This is a genomic window from Actinacidiphila sp. bgisy160, assembly GCF_965342435.1.
GTDB lineage: Bacteria > Actinomycetota > Actinomycetes > Streptomycetales > Streptomycetaceae > Actinacidiphila.
This window is the reverse complement of sequence record NZ_CBDRCM010000003.1, coordinates 124,389-141,954: the sequence shown is the minus strand read 5'-3', so window position 1 is coordinate 141,954 and position 17,566 is coordinate 124,389. Positions and strand designations below refer to the sequence as shown.

The following is a 17,566-nucleotide window of genomic DNA, read 5'->3' as shown; positions in this document are numbered from 1 at the left end:
CGCCGGACCACGCCGGTTCACGCGGGCCATGACTCCGCCTGCCGGCGCAGGAATTCGGCCACGTCCGGGCGCCGGGAGTACGGCCGGAGAGTCTGGGCGGCGGAGGAGAGCATGCCCCGCACGCGCGGGGACTGGACGCGGCCCAGCAGGTCGAGGACGCGGATGCCGGCGTCGGTGGCCTCGTCGACGCGACGGGCGGAGGCGAGGTTGCCCGCGAGTTCCGCGGTGTACAGCGCGGCGTTGCGCGTGAAGTGCGGCGCCTGCAGGCCGACCGCCCGCCGGGCGTGCTCGACCGCGCGGTGGTGGTCGCCGAGGGCGGACCAGGACTGGGCCTCCAGCCCGGCGAGTTCGGCCTCGCCGTAGAAGGTCATCCACTCCGGGTCCGCGGCGCAGGGGCCGCGGCCGAACAGGGTCTGGGCGCGGGCGAGGGCGCGCTCGCAGCCGGCGCGGTCGCCGAGGCCGGCCCAGCCGCCCGCCTCGCGCAGGGCGAGCAGCGAGAGCAGGCGGGGCGAGCCGAGGTGGCGGGCGGCCTGCTGGGCGGCCTGGGCGGCGCGGACGGCCTCGCGGGGCCGGCCGGCGTCACGGGCGAGGAAGGAGGCGTTGCAGAAGGCGTGCGCCTCCAGGGCGCGGTCGCCGGCCATGCGGGCGGTGGCGAGGGCCTCGCCGTAGAAGGAGCGGGCGTCGGCCAGGCGCCCGGAGTCGTGGGCCAGCCATCCCACGGAGATGGCGAGTTCGCCGGCGCCGCCCATCAGGTCCCCGGCGACGGCCTGGCTGTAGGTGCCCTCGTCGAGGAGGCGGTAGGCGGCCCCCAGGGAGTGGCCGGCCTGCCGGTAGAGCGCGCCGGCGCCGTGCCGGTCGTCGTGCAGGCGGATCTCGCGAACGGCCGCGCGGACGGCGCGGGCCTGGGGTCTGCCGACCTTCCGCACCGTCTCCGCCGCGGCGGCGGGCCCCAGCACCAGGGTCGTGGCGATGGCGGCCGGGCCGCCGGTCATGAACGCGCGACGCAGCACGTCGCTCTCCTCGTCGGTCTCGGTCTCGGTCTCGTACGGGGTCGGCCGGGGGGCCGGGGCCGCCGCGACGCGCCGGCCGCGGACCAGTTCGCGCGGCTCGAAGCCCATGTCCGCCAGGTCGCGGCCGGGGAACATGTGCCGGAAGACCCGCTCGTAGGCGTAGTTGGGGCAGCGGATCTCCCCCGACTCCACGCGGCCGATGTAGCGGGCGTCGCAGCTGACCTGTTCGCCGATGTCCCGCCCCGCGCGGCGCACGGCGGCGGCGAACTCACCGGGGGACCGGTCTCCGCGCAGGCGCCGGAAGGCTGTGTTGGGGGTGGAAGGTGACGAGTGCATCGCCGGGCTCCCGTTGGACGGTCGGTGCGGTGCCGGGTGGCGGCGCGACGACCGTACTCGCTGTGAGGGCCCGAGTACCGGTGGTTTGGCTACAAAAGGGATATCTCACCCTCCATTCGCCATGAAACGCCACCCCTGGCGGCGTCGCGGGGGCGTAGCTGTTGACGTCCGCGCGCGTTGGACATCCTGCAACCCCCACCGTCCGACCCCAAGGAGGATTCGCCTTGTTGGACGAGCCATGGGATCTGGTCACCGTCCCGGCCCGGCAGGGGCTGGAGGCCGTGGACATCCTGCGCATGCGGACCGGTCTCGGACCCGTGCTGCACGACAGCTCGGGCGACAGCCTCGGCTTCCTGGTGCCGCGGGGCACGGCCGACGGCTGGGACATGCCGGGCAGCGCCTGCACGCAGACCGCGGGCGGCGGCCTCACCGTCCCCGGCGAACTGCGCGAGCCCCCGGTGGCCGGCACCGGCTGGCTGGTGCCGCCGCACGATGACAGCGCCGTGACGGACCCGGCGGTGCTGCGTGACGCGCTGGGCGAGGCTGCCCGGATGATCGAGCTGGCCGACCGGCTCTGAGTCCGCGCCTCGGCCGCCGCCCATACTGGGTGGCATGGCAGCGCGCAGGACGAGGACGACGAAGGCACCGGACGGCATACGCGAGCGGGTCGGCGGAGGCCTCGCCGAGCTCGTGCCGGACCGGGACCGGCCGCGGGGCTGGTCACTGCTGATCGACGGGGCACCGCAGTCGCACGTCGACCTGGACGACCCGGGGTACCTGGACTTCTCCTACCAGCGCAGGCTCGGCCACGTCGTCGACCTGGCGGCCCCGCCCGGCCGCCCGCTGCACGTGCTGCACCTCGGCGGCGGGGCGCTGACCCTGGCCCGCTACACCGCCGCGACCCGGCCGCGCTCGACGCAGCAGGTGGTGGAGCTGGACACCGCGCTGGTGGAGCTGGTGCGGCGGGAACTGCCCTGGGACCGGACCTGGCGCATCAAGGTGCGCGGCGGCGACGCCCGCGAGGGCCTGGCCAAGGTGCCGGAGGGCTGGGCGGACCTGGTCATCACGGACGTCTTCGGCGGGGCCCGTACGCCCGCCCATCTGACCAGTACGGATTTCCTCGCGCAGGTGCGGCGGGCGCTGGCGCCCGGCGGACTGTACGCCGCCAACGTCGCGGACGGCGGGCGGCTGGAGTTCCTGCGGGCGCAGATCGCGACGCTTCGGGCGTGCTTCCCGCACGCGTGCCTGGCCGCGGACCCCGCGGTGCTGCGGGGACGCCGCTTCGGCAACGTCATCCTGGTGGCCGCGGACAGCGAACTGCCCGTGGCGGAGTTCACCCGGCGCGTGGCCTCGGACCCGCATCCGGGCCGGGTCGAGCACGGCAGGGAGCTGGACGCCTTCGCGGGCGGCGCGGCTCCGGTCACGGACACCACGGCGGCGGCCTCGCCCGCTCCCCCGGAGTCGGTGTTCCGCTAGGCCCGGCTGCCCGACTAGCCCCCGGAGTTCTGCGCGATGTACGTGTCGACGGTGGGCGGATGCCCGTTCCAGGTGCAGAACAAGGAAGAGGTCGTGGTGGCCGAGACGAAGTCGATCCGGATCCACTCGGGCTGCTTCCAGACCTTCATCTCCCAGCCGGAGTCGGGCGTCGCGGAGACCAGCGTCGCGGAGCGCTCACCCAGGTCGAGCACGACCCGGCCGCCCTCGACCGTGTAGCTGTGCACGTTGCCGGTGTCGGCGGACGAGGACGTGGCGGGAGTGGGCGAACCCGGCGGGCGGGCCGGTGCCGTGGACGGGGCGCGCGGCGACGCCTTGGCGTTCCGCGCCGGCGCGGAGCCCCGCGCCTCGGCGCGGTGGCCGGCCGCGGGACTCGCGGACTGCGTGGGGGCGGCGACCTTGTCGGAGACGGGCTCGGAGATGGGCAGGGCCCGGGGCGGGTCGTAGGCCGTGCCCGCCAGCACGTGGTGGACGCCGAACCACGACAGCGCGACGGCGGCGCTCGTGGCGAGCGTCCACGCTCCGGCGTGCGCCAGTGCTCTTCGCATCCGCCCATAGTGCCGGACGCACCCCCGAAACGGAGCCGGGGGTTGCGCTTCCCGGTCTGACGTGCTCGCGCCCACCCGGTATCCCCCAGATGGGCTAGGTTGCGGGCCATGGCAAGTGTGCTCGTGGTCGAGGACGACCAGTTCGTGCGCTCCGCCCTCATCCGCCACCTCACCGAGGCCGCGCACGCCGTACGGAGCGTGGGCACGGCCCTGGAGGCACTGCGGGAGGTGGCGCAGGTCGGATTCGACGTGGTGATCCTGGACCTCGGCCTGCCGGACCTGGACGGGGCCGAGGCGCTGAAGATGCTGCGCGGCATCACGGACGTGCCGGTGATCATCGCGACGGCGCGGGACGACGAGTCGGAGATCGTGCGGCTGCTCAACGCGGGCGCCGACGACTACCTCGTCAAGCCGTTCTCGGTCGAGCACCTGTCGGCGCGCATGGCGGCGGTGCTGCGCCGCTCCCGCACCCGCGAGGCGGACCGGGTGCTGCGGGTGGGCGGGCTGCAGATCGACGTGCTGCGCCGCCAGGCCGCCCTGGACGGGACGCCGCTGGCCCTGACCCGCCGTGAGTTCGACCTGCTGTCCTTCCTGGCGGCCCGGCCGGGCGTGGTGGTGGCGCGGCGTGAGCTGCTGTCCGAGGTGTGGCAGCAGTCGTACGGTGACGACCAGACCATCGACGTCCATCTGTCTTGGCTGCGCCGCAAGTTGGGCGAGACGGCGGCCCGCCCGCGCTATCTGCACACGCTGCGCGGGGTGGGAGTGAAGCTGGAGCCACCGCGGTGAGGTGGGCGCTGGTCAAGGTCTGCGTCGCGGTGACGGCCATGGTCGTCGTCGCCTTCGCGGTGCCGCTGGCACTCACCGTCAAGGAGATGGCCCGGGACCGGGCGATCGGCAACGCGGAGCGGCAGGCTGCGGCCATAGGGCCGGCGCTGGCGATCACCACCGACCGCACCCAGCTGGAGCGGGCGGTGGCCTCGACGCAGGCGGGCGCCGACGGCCGGATCGCGGTGCGGGTGCCCGCGACGGAGGGCACCGCCGGGGTGGAGATCGGCCACCCGCACGCGCCGGACGCCGACCTGGACCGGGCGTCGGAACTGGGCCGGGCCGCCACCGTCCCGGTGGCCGGGGGTTACGCCCTGCTGCAGCCGACCGCGGTCGGTTCGGGCTCGGTGGCGGTGGTCGAGGTGTTCGTGCCGGACGGCGAGGTCAGCCGCGGGGTCACCACCGCCTGGGCGGTGCTGGCCCTGGTCGGCCTGGGCCTGATCGTCGGCGCGGTGGCGGTGGCGGACCGGCTCGGCACCCGCATGGTGCGCCCCGCCAAGCGACTGGCGGACGCCGCGCACGGCCTCGGGCGCGGCGACCTGACCGTACGCGTCCCGGAGGACGGCCCGGCCGAACTGCGCTCCGCCGCGGCGGCGTTCAACGCCATGGCGGACCAGGTGGTGCAACTGCTCGCCAACGAGCGGGAGCTGGCCGCCGACCTCTCGCACCGGCTGCGGACCCCGCTGACGGTGCTGCGGCTCAACGCCGCCTCGCTCGGTGACGGTCCGGCCGGGGATCAGACCCGGCACGCGGTGGCCCAGCTGGAACGCGAGGTTGACCAGATCATCCGCACCGCCCGGGCCCAGCAGGCGCAGAGCCAGCCGGTCACGGTGGGCTGCGACGCGGCCGAGGTGATCCGGGAGCGGATGGCCTTCTGGTCGGCGCTCGCCGAGGACCAGGGCCGCGAGGTGAGCACCGCGGGCGTCGAACGCCCGGTGCGGGTGCCGGTGGCGCGGACCGACCTGGTGGCCTGCCTGGACGCCATGCTCGGCAACGTCTTCCGGCACACCCCCGAGGGCACGGCCTTCGCGGTGGACGTCCACAGCAGCCAGGAGGCGGTGATCGTGCTGGTCTCCGACGCAGGCCCGGGAATCAAGGACCCGGCGGCCGCGCTACGGCGCGGCCAGGGCGCGGGCGGAGACGGCTCGACGGGCCTCGGGCTGGACATCGTACGGCGCCTCGCGGAATCGACGGGGGGCGACGTACGGCTCGGCTCCTCGGTGCTCGGAGGTGCCGAGATCCGGGTGTGGATCGCCCTGCGGCCACTCGCCGCGGGCGGCAAGCGGAACCACCGGGTGGTGCGCCGCAGGCGGCTGAAGCGCTCCGCCGCGGCCACGGAGGGCTGATCCACCCACCGGGCCCGATGGCTCCGCTGCCCCTGGGACCCGGCCGGACGTCCCTGGCCGGATCCCACGCCGCCGGTCACCCCCAGTAGACGTCGCAGTAGTCGTAATAGACGTAGTAGGCGTCCTCCCCGGCGTAGCAGTAGTCGTCATTGACGTAGCCGTGCACGGCGCCGGCCCGTTGGTGCGAGGTCTGCGTGACCGCGGTCTCGGCCTTCGCCGGCGCCGGGGCCGCGGACGCGGTGGTGGGGATCAGCGCGCCGCCGGCGGCCAGGGCGGCGGAAGCGGTGAGGACCAGCAGGCGCCGGGTGCGAAGTGTGTGAGTCATGGGAGTTCTCCTTCGGTGATTGTCTGCTGCGGTGCGGGAACCGGCCGGACGGTCCCGCCGGACGATTCCCCCGGGTCAGGCGTTCCGCGTGAACCCATGCCTCCATTGACCCCGGCCCGGCGCGCCACGTCACTTCCCGGAATTTCGGGGCTTGACATGCGGCGACTCACCGCCGCGCCCGAACGCCCCCCCAGAGGTCTGAACCATTAACCGGCCCCGATGGCTCCCTTAAGCGCGTCATAAAAGATCGAACGCCCGCCCATCTCTGGGCATTTGCCTGAATCGGCATCGCTAGCGTGCCGCTCCATGAGGAACTCACATCGTCGTCGTCCCACCCGCAAGGCCGCCCTCCTCGCAGGTGTGACCGCGGGCGCGGTCGCCGCGGCCGGCGCCTTCGCGCTCGCGGGCTCGGCCCAGGCCGCCACCGTCGGTGCCGCGTACAGCAGGACCAGCCACTGGAGCACCGGCTACACCGGCCGGTACGAGATCACCAACTCCTCGGACGCGACGCTCTCCGACTGGACGCTGAAGTTCGACCTGCCCGCGGGCACGAGCATCAGCTCGCTCTGGAACGCCACCTACACGGTGTCCGGGCAGCACGTCACCGTGCGCCCGGCGAGCTGGAACCAGGACATCGCCGCGGGGAAGGCGGCCGAGGTCGGTTTCGTGACGAAGTCCGCCACGAAGGCGGGCGACCCGGTCAACTGCCTGATCAACGGCGTGAAATGTTCCGTCGACGACGGCGTGACCGCCTCCCCGAGCGGACGCCCCACCGCCACCGCGAGCCCGACGGCACCGGGCTCCGGCAGGACGCCCACCGCCACCCCCACCAGGACGGCGTCGCCGACGGCCACCGCGACCCCGTCCGCGACCGCGAGCCCCACCGCGGGCACCGGCTCGCCGTCCTCCGCCGGCTTCGCGCCGTACGTCGACACCTCGCTCTACCCGGCCTTCGACCTGCTCGCCCACTCCCGGGCGACCGGCGTCAAGCAGTACAACCTGGCCTTCGTCACCGACGGCGGCGGCTGCACGCCCAAGTGGGGCGGGGTCGGCGACCTGGCGAACGACGGCGTCGCGGCCCAGATCGGCGACCTGCGCAAGGCCGGCGGCGATGTCCGGGTCTCCTTCGGCGGCGCGTCCGGCTCGGAGCTGGCGACGACCTGTTCCTCGGTCTCCGCGCTGGCCGCGGCGTACGCCGAGGTCGTCGACACCTACCAGCTCACCAAGGTGGACTTCGACGTCGAGGGCGGCGCCATCGCCGACACGGCCGCCAACACCCGCCGGGCGCAGGCCATCGCGCGACTCCAGGCGAGCCACGGCGGCCTGGAGGTCTCCTACACCCTGCCGGTGATGCCGACCGGTCTCACCCAGGACGGTGTCGGCCTGCTCGCGGACGCCAGGTCCCACGGGGTGCGGATCGCCGCGGTCGACATCATGGCGATGGACTACGGCGCCTCCTTCAGCGGCGACATGGGCGGCTACGCGATCGACGCCGCCACCGCCACCCAGGGACAACTCAAGGGCGTGCTCGGCCTGTCGGACGCCGCCGCCTGGAGGGCCGTCGCGGTCACCCCGATGATCGGCGTGAACGACGTGGCCACCGAGGTCTTCAAGGTCGACGACGCGACGCAGCTGGTGACCTTCGCCCGGTCCAAGGGCCTGGGCCGGCTGTCGATGTGGTCGGGCACGCGGGACAAGCAGTGCGCCGGGGGCGCCAGGAACGCCGCCGACGCGACGTGCAGTTCGATCGTCCAGGAGGCGGGCGCCTTCTCCAGGGCCTTCGCGGCCTACCGCGGCTGAGGCCGCACGCGACCACCCCCCTCCCCCCACACGGGCGCCCCGGCCGGCAGTTCAGCACCCCGCCCCGGCCGGGGCGCTCCCGTGCGCGCCGCGCGCTCAGGTGCGGAGCAGACCGTCCAGCAGCGCGGACAGCCCGCCCTCGTACTGCGCGCGGCCGGACTGCTGCGCGGCGACCAGCTCGGGGGCCAGCCCCACGAGCGAGGGATAGCTGTCCGGCGGCAGGTCGGCGAGCCGGCCGCGGATCCGCTCGCGCAGTCCGGCCTCGGCCTCCTCGCACTCGGCGCGTTTGCGGCGCACCACCCACAACGCGGCGCCGACCGTGTACTGCATCAGCGCCACCTGGGCGCGCGCGGCGGCGGACGGGTCCAGTCCCGCCTCGATCAGCAGGCAGAGCATCCGGTCGATGACGGCGATGGCCTCGTCGCCGCGGAGCGGGCGGCTCGTCAGCAGCTGGAGCGCGGAGGGGTGCTCACTGAAAAGCCGGTACACACCGACACAGAGTTCAATAAGCTGCCCGCGGGGCGGGCCGGAGCCGCCGGAGGGCAGCTCGATCTCGCCGAGCAGCCGTTCGTTGACCGCGTCGATGATCTCGTCCTTGCCCTTGAAGTGGGAGTAGACGGCCATGGTGCCGACGCCGAGCTCCTGGGCGAGCGCGCGCATGGTGAAGGCCTCGGGCCCGTGGCGGTCGAGGAGCGCGACGGCCGCGTCGAGGATGCGGTCCGGGTTCAAGGTGTTGCGGGGGACGCGGCGCCGTGGGGAGCGGGCCGGCGGGGTGACAGTCATGAGGGATGTGTGTCCGGTCGGGGGATCGTGGGTGAGCGGTCGGCGGGTTGAGCGGGTTCCTTGATTCTCCCGCGTTCCCGGGCAACCCGGCGAGGTGGCGGGGCGTCTTTTCGCACGTCTTCCCGAGCACAACTGTCTGAACCCTGGACGAATCGGGGGTGAAGGGAATAGGCGGGGGCGGTGCCCGGGTTGGTTAGCGTACGTCGTACGGTAGACCGAAATGACTCTCACAGGGAGAGATGGGGGGAGAACGGCCGGATGACCATGAGCATCACCGCCCCGCGGGCGTCCGCCTACCGGGGCGGTCTTCGCTGGTGGACCGAGCTGCCGCTGATCGCGGTGGTCTACGGCCTCTACACCGCGGGCCGCCTCCTCGTACGCGGCGACGTGGGCCGGGCAGCCGACCACGGCATCGCCATACTCCACCTCGAACGCGCGCTCCGCATCGACCCGGAGCGCTCCATCAACTCCCTCTTCAGCCGCTACCGGGCGCTCGGTGTTCCCGCCGACTTCTGGTACGCCTCGCTCCACTACCTGATCACCCCACTGGTGCTGGTCTGGCTGTGGCGCCGGCGGCCGACCGTCTACCGCCTTGCGCGCACCTGGCTGCTGGTGTCCACCCTCATCGGGCTGATCGGCTTCACGCTCATGCCCACCGCGCCACCGCGGCTGCTGGCGGCCGGCCACGGCTTCATCGACACCATGGCGCAGTACGGTTCGTACGGCTGGTGGGGCGCGGAGGCGAGCGCGCCGCGCGGGCTGGGCGGGATGACCAACCAGTACGCGGCCATGCCCAGCCTGCACGTCGGCTGGTCCCTGTGGTGCGGCATCATGCTCTGGCGCCACGGACGCACGTCCTTCGTCCGCGCCGTGGGCGTCCTCTACCCCCTCGGCACGGCCCTCGTGGTCATGGGCACCGCCAACCACTACCTGCTGGACGCCCTCGCCGGCGCCGCCGTGATGGGGATCGGGCTCCTGCTGGCACCCCCGGCGCTGCGTGTGGTGGACCTCATACGGGACGCCGCGCGCATCCGGTTCGCGACACCGCGGCCCGCCTCCTCCACGGTCGTCGCGACCTCCCGCGACGTCGCTCCGGCGGACGTGGGGATCCTCCCCGGAGCGGCGGTCGAACCGCGGCGCTGAGGCTCCGGCCGGGGCCGCGGACCGCCGGCGTCCGCATTGTGGCCCACGCTGTCGGTGGGGGGTGCGAGACTTGCGCGGGTGAGCACTACGCACGATCTGCGAGAGCGGCTGGCCGCGTTGCGCGGCCCGACGACCGTGCCGCGCCCGATGGACGCGCGCGCCCTGGCGGCGCTCGCCGCGAACCCCGGGTGCCGGCGCCGGGCGCTGCTGGACGCCGCCGGGGTGGACAAGGCGGCGGTGGCGCGCGTCCTGGGCAACCCCGCGCCCTTCGGGCAGTCGCAGTTCGCCTTCGTACGGGGCCATGCCTTCGAGGCCCGGGTGAAGGCCGACGACTGCGCCGAACTGCTGCGCCTGCTGGGCGCGCCCGGGACCGCCGAGGCCGTGCTGCCCGACCTGTCCGCCCCGGGTCCCGAGGGCCGGGTCGCCCGCACCCGCCTCGCGCTCAAGGAGGCGACCGCGGCGGGCCGGTGGACGCTGCTCGACCACCCCCTGCTCGTGCTCGAGGTCGCGGACTCCCCGGTCTACCTCGAGCCGGACGCCATCGCCGTGCGGCCGGACGGCTCGTGGACGGTGGTGGAGGTCAAGTCCTTCCCCATCCTCGACGGTTCCGCGGACGCGGTGAAGGTCGGCGCGGCGGCCCGCCAGGCCGCGGTGTACGTCCTGGCGCTGGAGCGGCTGGGGTTCGGCACCCCGGAGCACCGGGTGCTGCTGGTGTGCCCCAAGGACTTCTCCAACCTTCCCGCCGCCGAGTTCGTCGACGTGCGCAAGCAGCTGGCGGTCACGCGGCGGCAGCTGACCCGGCTGACCCGGATCGAGGACATCGCCGCCTCCCTGCCCGAGGGCACGACCTTCGACCTGCGGCTCGCGGACGACGGACGGACGGCGACCCGCCCCGCCGCGGAGCTCTCCGACGCGGTGGACCGGCTGCCCGCGGCGTACGCGCCCGAGTGCCTGGCCAGTTGCGAGTTGTCCTTCCACTGCCGCGAACAGGCCCGGGCGTGCGGCGCGGTGGAGGTCCTCGGCCGCGGCGTGCGCGGTGAACTGGGCGCGCTGACCGAGGTGGAGCAGGTGCTGGCGGCCGCGCGGGGCACCGAGGGCGATCCTCCCCCTGGCTCCGCCGGGGGGACCCCCACGGATCCCGCGGTCGCCGCGCTGCGGCGGGCGCAGGCCCTGCGGGCGGAGGCGCTGGGATGTCGCTGATCTCGGTGCTGGCCCGGGCGGAGGCCATGGCGACCGGCCGGGCGACACCGCTCGCGACGGTGCGCCATCGCCATCTGTCGGACCGGCCGCTGGTCCTCGTCCCGCTGACCACCGCGGGCGAGGTCGGCGCCCCGTTGGGCGCCCTCGTCGGCACGGACCGGGACGAGCCCCGGCTGCTGGCGGTGCCGCAGCCGCGCGACCGCGATCTGCGCTTCGCCTTCCTGGCCGAGCTGGCGCAGGTCGTGCTGCCCTACCTGGAGTCCTACGCGGACGACACCGAGACCGAGCCGGCCACCCGCACCCGGGTGGGGGCGCCGCCCGGCCCCCAGGCCGGGGGAGAGCCGGAGGTCTGCGCCGACGCACCCCAGATCGTGGTCGCGAACGCCCCCGCCGTGGAGTACGTGCGCCTGCTCGGACGCTCCACCCGCTTCCGCCGCACCACCGAGGACGACCCCGACGAGCCGCATCCGGTGCCGGCCAGGGTGCCGCTGCTCGGCCGCTGGCTCACCCACTACGGGGAACGCGCCCGCACCCCCGGCTCCGCCCTGCTGCTGTCCGCGACGGAACTGCTCACCCGGCACTGGGCGACCGGCCAGAGCAACCTGGAGGACCAGCACCTGGGCGCCCTGCTGGCCTGGATCGACCCTCCGGACGGCACGACGGGCGCCGAGGCGGCCCGCCGGGCGGAGTCCCACCGCGGTCCGGACGGTCTGCTGCTTCACCCGCCCGCCGGTCCCGCGACGGACCCGGTCTTCGACAACACGGTGCTCGCCCCGGCCACCGCCCGCTACGACGCCGGGATCAGCGGGGCCGGGGAGGAGATCGCCCACCTGCTGGCCGGCCAGATGCGTCCCACCTGGGACGCGGTGTGGCGGTCGCTGGACCTGCTGCGCGAGCTGCCCGAGGGCGACCACGTCGCGGACCGCTGGAAGCGCGACCGGTGGTCGTACACCTCGCACCGGGACCGTGTGCGCGCCGGGGAGCCGCCGCAGCCGCGCCGCGACGACGCCGTGTCGGCGGCGCAGAAGCTCGCCGGCCGGGAGACCGCGCAGGTGCGGCTGGAGGCCCAGGAGGCGCTGGACGACCCGCTGGTGATGGCCGTGCGGCGGCTGGCCGGGGAGGCCTTCGCGGGCCGGGTGGACCGGGTGGAGATGGCGATGAGCGAGGGCAAGGTGCCCAAGCCGCGTCCCCTGGTGACGATCCTCACACAGGACCGGCCGCATCTGGACGAGGCCGCCAAGCTCTACCGCGCGCTGCCGGACGGACGTACGCAGCAGGCGCAGTTCGTGGAGTGGGCCGGACCCGGGGCGGTGCTCCTGCGGGTGGTGAACGGCATGGGCCGTGGCAAGGTCCCCGATCCCGGCACGGTGCCGGCGGAAGGGGACGAGGTGTGCTGGACGTTGTTCGAGCACGCGCCGCGCGGCGGCGCCGGGCTGCCGGATCCGGAGGACACCCCGTGGACCCACGGCGGGCCCCCGGGCGCCGCGACCGCGGGCACGACCGCGGCCACCGCCGGCGGCGTCGCCGCCGTCGCCGAGAGCCCTGACCCCGCGACCACGGAGGACTATCTGTGAGCCCGGTGAGCGACGCCGCCCAGGCGGCCGGCACCGCGACCGAGCGGATCCTGCACGACACCCTGCACGGCGCGTTCCGCGGCGTCGTCGTCGACTCGCCGCCCGGCGCCGGCAAGTCCACGCTGGTGGTGCGCGCCGCCCAGGAGCTGGTCGCGGCGGGTGAGTCCCTGATGGTGGTCGCCCAGACCAACGCGCAGGTGGACGACTTGGTGGACCGGCTGGCCACCGCCGACCCCAAGCTGCCGATCGGCCGGCTCCACGGCAGCGACTCGCCGCCGGACCCGGTACTCGACCGCCACGAGGCGGTGCTGAAGTCGACCAAGGCGGCCGACCTCGCCGGGGCCAAGGTGGTGATCGCCACCGCCGCGAAGTGGGCCTTCGTGAAGGACGCCGAGCCCTGGCGGCACGCCATCGTCGACGAGGCGTACCAGATGCGCTCGGACGCGCTGCTGCAGGTGGCCGGGCTGTTCGAGCGGGCGCTGTTCGTCGGCGACCCCGGCCAGCTGGACCCGTTCAGCGTGGTCGGCGCCGAGCAGTGGGCAGGGCTGAGCCATGACCCCTCGGCGAGCGCGGTGGTCACCTTGCTGGCCCACAACCCGGGGCTGCCGCAGCACCGGCTGCCGGTCTCCTGGCGGCTGCCGGCCTCCGCCGCGCCGCTGGTCTCCCACGCCTTCTACCCCTACACCCCGTTCCGCAGCGGCACCGACCACGGGGACCGGCGGCTCTCCTTCAGCGTGCCCGGTGACGGCTCGGGCCCGGACCGGGTGGTGGACGAGGCCGCCGCGTCCGGCTGGGGCCTGCTGGAACTGCCGGCACGGCGCACCCCGCGGACCGACCCGGAGGCGGTGCGCGCGGTCGCGCTGGTCGTCCGGCGGCTGCTGGACCGCGGCGGCGTGGCGGTCTCCGAGCGGGGCACCGCGCCGGTGGGCCCGGACCGGATCGCCGTGGGCACCGCCCACCGGGACCAGGCGGCAGCGGTCCGCGCGGCGCTGGCGGACCTGGGCGTGACCGGGGTCACCGTCGACACCGCCAACCGGCTGCAGGGCCGGGAGTTCGACGTCACCGTGGTGCTGCACCCCCTGTCGGGACGTCCCGACGCCACCGCGTTCCACCTGGAGACCGGGCGGCTGTGCGTGCTGGCCTCGCGCCACCGGCACGCGTGCATCGTGGTGTGCCGGGCGGGGGTCTCGGAGCTGCTGGACGAGCACCCCTCGACGGAGCCGGTGCAGCTCGGCGTGACCGTGAAGTTCCCGGACGGCTGGGAGGCCAACCACGCGGTGCTGGCCCATCTGTCCGAGCACCGCGTGACCTGGCGGCCGTAGCCCGCCCGCCGTCCGCTCCGGGCACTCTTGCGCGGGGCGGGACAATGGAAGGCGCTGACGATCCTGGAGGTACGTTCATGTCCGAGCCGCAGTCGGCTCACAGCGCGGCGGACAAGCAGCCCGCCCCGCGCCTGAAACCCGCCCAGCTGCTGTTCGAGCCCGCCGCCCTGGCCGAGGACGAGGAGCACTTCTTCGACCTGGAGTCCATCGAGGACCCCAGGGCGCTGCTGGCCCGTTCCTCGGAGCTCGCCCTCGCCTTCCGCGCGGCCGCGGACCGGGCGACGGAGTTCCAGGCCATAGCCGCGGCCCAGCTCGCCGACCCCAAGCGTTTCGACCGGCTGACTCCCGCCGCCATCGGCGAGCAGGCGGGCTGGTCGGAGGACTACGCCAAGCGGATGATCGAGTTCGGCGAGGGCCTGATGCGGGGCGGGGACGCAGCGCTGTCCTGACGACGCACGTGGCATATGCGTGCGGGGCACGGTACCCGACACATGGCAGGCGTGTCCGGCCTTCGCGTGATGTCGCGTAGCGAAACGTTCACTCACGGTAGTTGTATGGGTCATGAGTGACTGGCAGTGGCACACATGGCCGGGGGGCGTGCCGGAGTCCGCCTCCCGCCCATATCCGTACGCGCAGTACCCCACCCCTGACGGGGCCGATTGGCTGGCCTCCGCCAGCGCCTTCCCGCGCAGCGTGCGGGCCCTGTGGTCCGCACGGCCCACGGCGCCGAGCGCGCTGCCCTGCGGCACGGCCTTCGACGCGGTGAATCTGCCGGCCCTGTTCGGGCGCCGGGTCCTGGAGCACCTGTGGTCCTCGGGCCCCGGCTCCGGTCCGGCCGCCGTGCTGCGCGGCCGGGTGCTGCTGCTCGCCGAGCCGGGCACGGCCACGCGCCTCCCCTCGCTGCTGGCCTGGGAGGAGTGGGGGCTGAGGCTGCCGCCGGTGCTGTGCCACGGCGACGGGGACTCGGTGGCCCTGCCCCCGCCGTACGGCGACACCGGCCACGGGCGTTCCCGCTGGCTGGTCGCCCCCGACACACGCCGTCCGTGGCTCCCCGGGGCCGACGTGCTGCTGTGGGCCTGCGTCCGGGCTGCCCGAGCCGAGGCCGGTTGATTATCGATTTTCACCCGCCCGCAAGCGGATGCTAATGTCTACGACGTCAGCGAGCGCCGCTAGCTCAACTGGCAGAGCAGCTGACTCTTAATCAGCGGGTTCGGGGTTCGAGTCCCTGGCGGCGCACAGCGAGAGGGCGTCCTTCCTACGGGAAGGGCGCCTTCGTCATGCGTCCCGTCGTATGCGCTACGGGCCGTCCCACAGCGGGCGCGAGGTGGTGATCCGCACGGTCCAGCCCTCGTCGTCCGGGTCACGGCCGAGGACGTCGACGGTGAGGCCGCGGGCGCGGTCGGTGAAGCGGCCACCGGAGGAGAACGGGGCGTCGTTGAGGGCGTTGAAGGTGGCGCTGCTGTACTCGCAGGCGGTGGTGCGCGGATGGGCGTCCTCGACGGCGACGGGCCCCTGCCCGGAATCGACGTCGGTGCGCACCTGGTAGATCAGCACCCCCTCGCGGCAGGCCTCGCTGTCGTTGCCGCGGGCGGCGCGCGCCTCGACGACGTACGCGCGGGTCCGGCCGAGGGGGATGACGACCGCCTTGCGGCCGCCCGGCACCTCGACCGGCGTGAGGTGCACCGAGCGGGCGCCCGGGTCGCGGACGCAGGCGACCTGCCAGTCGTCGAGCCACCCCAGGCGCCATTTGTGCCAGGAGAAGAGATCGCCCTGCAGCCCCCAGTCCAGGGACATGCTGTCCCATTGGCCCGCGAGGGTGTCGGTGTGGCCGAAGTCCTTCACGGAGTACAGGTCGGGGAGCCCGAAGGCGTGGCCGTTCTCGTGGCCCAGCACCCGGGCGCCGGACTGGTCGTGGCCGTAGACCAGCGAGACCCGGTCCAGGCTGGTGCCGTCGTCGGTGGTGGCGGCCGAGGCGCCGGTCCAGGTCACCGAGAGGACGGCCTGTTCGGCGGGCGGCCCGGCGTTGGGCGTGACGAGGACGTTGACCAGGTCGTACCCGGAGAAGTCGATCTTCCGGTCGGCGACGCGCAGCAGGTCCCGCATCATGGCCGTGTGCGTACGCCAGCCGTAGCCGCGCCCTATCCCGTAGGAGTGGAAGGGCCGCGGCATGCGGATGTAGCGCAGCACCGGCGTCGAGACGTAGCGCAGCTTCCCGTACGAGGCGCGGTAGAACCAGTGCCGCACGGCGGGGAAGAACTCGCGGTAGCGCTCGGCGGCGCTGTACGGGGCGCGCTTGTCGGGGAAGTCGACAAGCAGGGTGAGCGCCCGCACCTCGCCGGTGGCACGGGCGAACTGACGGCCGTCCGCGCCGCCGAACCCCTCGGACATCGTGACGCCCGGCGCTGCTCGCAGCGCACAGGGACGGTCGGCCGGCGGGGCCGCCGCGGGCGCCCCCTCGGTGGCGGCGGTGCCGCCGGCGGCGAAGAGGAGCAGCGAGGCCAGGACCGCGAGCGCCCGGGGACCGCGCATCGCCTCAGCCCTGGGTGACCTGGACGGTCCAGGATCCGTCGGAGTGGCGATCGGCGACGTGGACGCGCGCCGACCGGCCGAGGGCGTAGGTCTCCCCCGGCCGCAGCGGCGCGTCGGCGAGCGGCGGGTACACCGAGGACTCCCAGCAGGCGCCGCTGCCCGGATGGGCGTCGACGACGTCGACGGGGCCGTCGCCCGACGAGACGTCGGCCCGGACGCGGTACATCAGCACGCCCTGGCCGCAGGTGAGGCGGTCGTTGCCGAGGGCGGCGCGGGCCTCGATGGCGACGACACCTTCCACGCCCGCGGGCAGCACCAGCAGCTTGACGCCGCCGGGCCGCTCGACGGGGCTCAGGCGGAAGGTGTGGGTGCCGCCCTCGGTGACGCAGCGGACCTGGGACGGCCCGAGCCAGCCCAGCTTCCACTTGTGCCAGGCGAAGAAGTCCGGGGCCAGCCCGAACTGACTGCCCATGAGGTCCCAGTCGCCGACGTGGGTGTCCCAGTCGGCGTTGCTGCCCAGGGGCGGCCGGTAGTAGAGGTCGGGCAGGTCGAAGGCGTGCCCGGTCTCGTGGGCCAGCACGTTGATGTCCGGCGGGTGGCCCTCGAAGACGGTGACGAAGCGGTGCAGGTCCGTGCCGTCGACGCGGACCGGTCTGCCCAGGTTGACCACTTTGGTGGCGTCCGGGTCGACGCCGGGCGCGTCGGGGTCGGCGACCAGGTAGACGACCCCGTACCGGGAGAAGTCCACCTGCCCGTCGGCCGCCACCACGGCGTCCCGCAGGTAGCGGGCGCGCAGGGCGGGGCTCCAGTCCCGGCCGATGCCGTACGCCGTGGACGCCGCGGGCATGCGCAGCCAGTGCGGCAGGATGCGCGGCCGCAGCCGGAAGGTGCCGTACGAGGCCCGGGCGAAGAAGTTCGTGGTGGCCGGGAAGTGATCGGCCGCCAGTTCGCCGGGACTGATGGTGGGGGCGGCGTCGGGGAACGCCAGGAACACCATCAGGGCGTCAACATCGCCGCGGGCCCGCGGATAGGCCTGGTTCCAGCCGCTGACGCCCTCGGAGTGGTGTGCCCGGGTCCGCGGCAGGGCGCACAGCGAGGAGTCGGAACCCCCGGCCGCGGGGCCGGTGACCAGCGTCCACGCGACAACGGCCGCGAAGACGCTGACGGCGGCGACGACCGCCCGGAGCCCGTCGGGGGCATGCCCGCGAACGCTCCGGCGGAACCGCCGGTGCGCACGTATGGGTAGCCCTGACAGCGGCACGTGGACCTCTCGTACGGGGTCGGGACGCCCACATCACGCTGCTACGGTTTGCTATGTTTTGCCCCGTTAT

Annotated in this window: 17 protein-coding genes and 1 tRNA gene; 12 read left to right on the top strand and 6 right to left on the bottom strand. The window is 74.3% G+C overall.

The window, feature by feature from the left end:
- Window positions 1–17: 17 nt before the first annotated feature.
- Window positions 18–1,346, bottom strand: coding sequence for a tetratricopeptide repeat protein (locus ACRWNP_RS05120; protein ID WP_431959725.1), 1,329 nt, complete (start codon window positions 1,344–1,346; stop codon window positions 18–20).
- 158 nt (window positions 1,347–1,504) lie between these two features.
- Between ACRWNP_RS05120 and ACRWNP_RS05115 the strand changes: the two genes are divergently transcribed.
- Both ACRWNP_RS05115 and ACRWNP_RS05110 read left to right on the top strand, forming a co-directional pair.
- Window positions 1,505–1,924: a hypothetical protein gene (locus tag ACRWNP_RS05115; RefSeq protein WP_431959832.1), complete on the top strand. Its 420-nt coding sequence runs from the start codon at window positions 1,505–1,507 to the stop codon at window positions 1,922–1,924.
- Between the two features lie 34 nt (window positions 1,925–1,958).
- On the top strand, window positions 1,959–2,822 hold the full coding sequence (locus ACRWNP_RS05110) for a spermidine synthase (protein WP_431959724.1): 864 nt from the start codon (window positions 1,959–1,961) through the stop codon (window positions 2,820–2,822).
- 14 nt (window positions 2,823–2,836) lie between these two features.
- On the opposite strand, the gene ACRWNP_RS05105 is transcribed toward ACRWNP_RS05110, so the two are convergent.
- Complete coding sequence (locus ACRWNP_RS05105) at window positions 2,837–3,388, bottom strand: hypothetical protein (RefSeq protein WP_431959723.1); 552 nt, start codon at window positions 3,386–3,388, stop codon at window positions 2,837–2,839.
- A 108-nt stretch (window positions 3,389–3,496) separates the two neighbouring features.
- On the opposite strand from ACRWNP_RS05105, the gene ACRWNP_RS05100 reads away from it, so the two are divergent.
- Together ACRWNP_RS05100 and ACRWNP_RS05095 are read left to right on the top strand one after the other, a co-directional pair.
- On the top strand, window positions 3,497–4,174 hold the full coding sequence (locus ACRWNP_RS05100) for a response regulator transcription factor (protein ID WP_431959722.1): 678 nt from the start codon (window positions 3,497–3,499) through the stop codon (window positions 4,172–4,174).
- Window positions 4,171–5,559, top strand: a complete 1,389-nt coding sequence (locus ACRWNP_RS05095) for a sensor histidine kinase (protein WP_431959720.1) — start codon at window positions 4,171–4,173, stop codon at window positions 5,557–5,559. Before ACRWNP_RS05100 ends, ACRWNP_RS05095 begins: the two co-directional genes overlap by 4 nt.
- A gap of 76 nt (window positions 5,560–5,635) precedes the next feature.
- Here the strand turns inward: ACRWNP_RS05095 and ACRWNP_RS05090 are convergent, their stop codons facing one another.
- The gene (locus ACRWNP_RS05090; protein WP_431959719.1) at window positions 5,636–5,884 is read right to left on the bottom strand and encodes a hypothetical protein; all 249 of its coding nucleotides are present in this window, start codon (window positions 5,882–5,884) and stop codon (window positions 5,636–5,638) included.
- 306 nt (window positions 5,885–6,190) lie between these two features.
- Here ACRWNP_RS05090 and ACRWNP_RS05085 point away from each other — a divergent pair, with 306 nt between their 5' ends.
- Complete coding sequence (locus ACRWNP_RS05085; protein ID WP_431959717.1) at window positions 6,191–7,684, top strand: cellulose binding domain-containing protein; 1,494 nt, start codon at window positions 6,191–6,193, stop codon at window positions 7,682–7,684.
- A gap of 96 nt (window positions 7,685–7,780) precedes the next feature.
- Here the strand turns inward: ACRWNP_RS05085 and ACRWNP_RS05080 are convergent, their stop codons facing one another.
- Window positions 7,781–8,467, bottom strand: a complete 687-nt coding sequence (locus ACRWNP_RS05080) for a TetR/AcrR family transcriptional regulator (protein ID WP_431959716.1) — start codon at window positions 8,465–8,467, stop codon at window positions 7,781–7,783.
- A gap of 258 nt (window positions 8,468–8,725) precedes the next feature.
- Here ACRWNP_RS05080 and ACRWNP_RS05075 point away from each other — a divergent pair, with 258 nt between their 5' ends.
- The 7 genes from ACRWNP_RS05075 (at window position 8,726) to ACRWNP_RS05045 (ending at window position 14,942) form a co-directional block, all read left to right on the top strand.
- Window positions 8,726–9,610: a phosphatase PAP2 family protein gene (locus tag ACRWNP_RS05075; protein WP_431959715.1), complete on the top strand. Its 885-nt coding sequence runs from the start codon at window positions 8,726–8,728 to the stop codon at window positions 9,608–9,610.
- 147 nt (window positions 9,611–9,757) lie between these two features.
- Window positions 9,758–10,810 carry a hypothetical protein gene (locus ACRWNP_RS05070; RefSeq protein WP_431959831.1) on the top strand — a complete coding sequence of 351 codons (1,053 nt, stop codon included), beginning with the start codon at window positions 9,758–9,760 and terminating at the stop codon, window positions 10,808–10,810.
- A complete protein-coding gene (locus tag ACRWNP_RS05065) occupies window positions 10,801–12,384 on the top strand; it encodes a hypothetical protein (protein ID WP_431959714.1) in 1,584 nt (527 codons plus the stop codon). The genes ACRWNP_RS05070 and ACRWNP_RS05065 overlap by 10 nt, the downstream gene beginning before the upstream one ends.
- Complete coding sequence (locus ACRWNP_RS05060; RefSeq protein ID WP_431959713.1) at window positions 12,381–13,706, top strand: AAA domain-containing protein; 1,326 nt, start codon at window positions 12,381–12,383, stop codon at window positions 13,704–13,706. Before ACRWNP_RS05065 ends, ACRWNP_RS05060 begins: the two co-directional genes overlap by 4 nt.
- A 77-nt stretch (window positions 13,707–13,783) precedes the next feature.
- Complete coding sequence (locus ACRWNP_RS05055) at window positions 13,784–14,155, top strand: hypothetical protein (RefSeq protein ID WP_431959712.1); 372 nt, start codon at window positions 13,784–13,786, stop codon at window positions 14,153–14,155.
- A gap of 112 nt (window positions 14,156–14,267) precedes the next feature.
- On the top strand, window positions 14,268–14,816 hold the full coding sequence (locus ACRWNP_RS05050) for a bifunctional DNA primase/polymerase (RefSeq protein ID WP_431959711.1): 549 nt from the start codon (window positions 14,268–14,270) through the stop codon (window positions 14,814–14,816).
- Between the two features lie 53 nt (window positions 14,817–14,869).
- Window positions 14,870–14,942, top strand: a tRNA-Lys gene (locus tag ACRWNP_RS05045).
- 60 nt (window positions 14,943–15,002) lie between these two features.
- Here ACRWNP_RS05045 and ACRWNP_RS05040 read toward each other — a convergent pair.
- A complete protein-coding gene (locus ACRWNP_RS05040) occupies window positions 15,003–16,235 on the bottom strand; it encodes a M6 family metalloprotease domain-containing protein (RefSeq protein WP_431959710.1) in 1,233 nt (410 codons plus the stop codon).
- A 4-nt stretch (window positions 16,236–16,239) separates the two neighbouring features.
- On the bottom strand, window positions 16,240–17,496 hold the full coding sequence (locus ACRWNP_RS05035) for a M6 family metalloprotease domain-containing protein (protein WP_431959709.1): 1,257 nt from the start codon (window positions 17,494–17,496) through the stop codon (window positions 16,240–16,242).
- Window positions 17,497–17,566 lie beyond the last annotated feature (70 nt).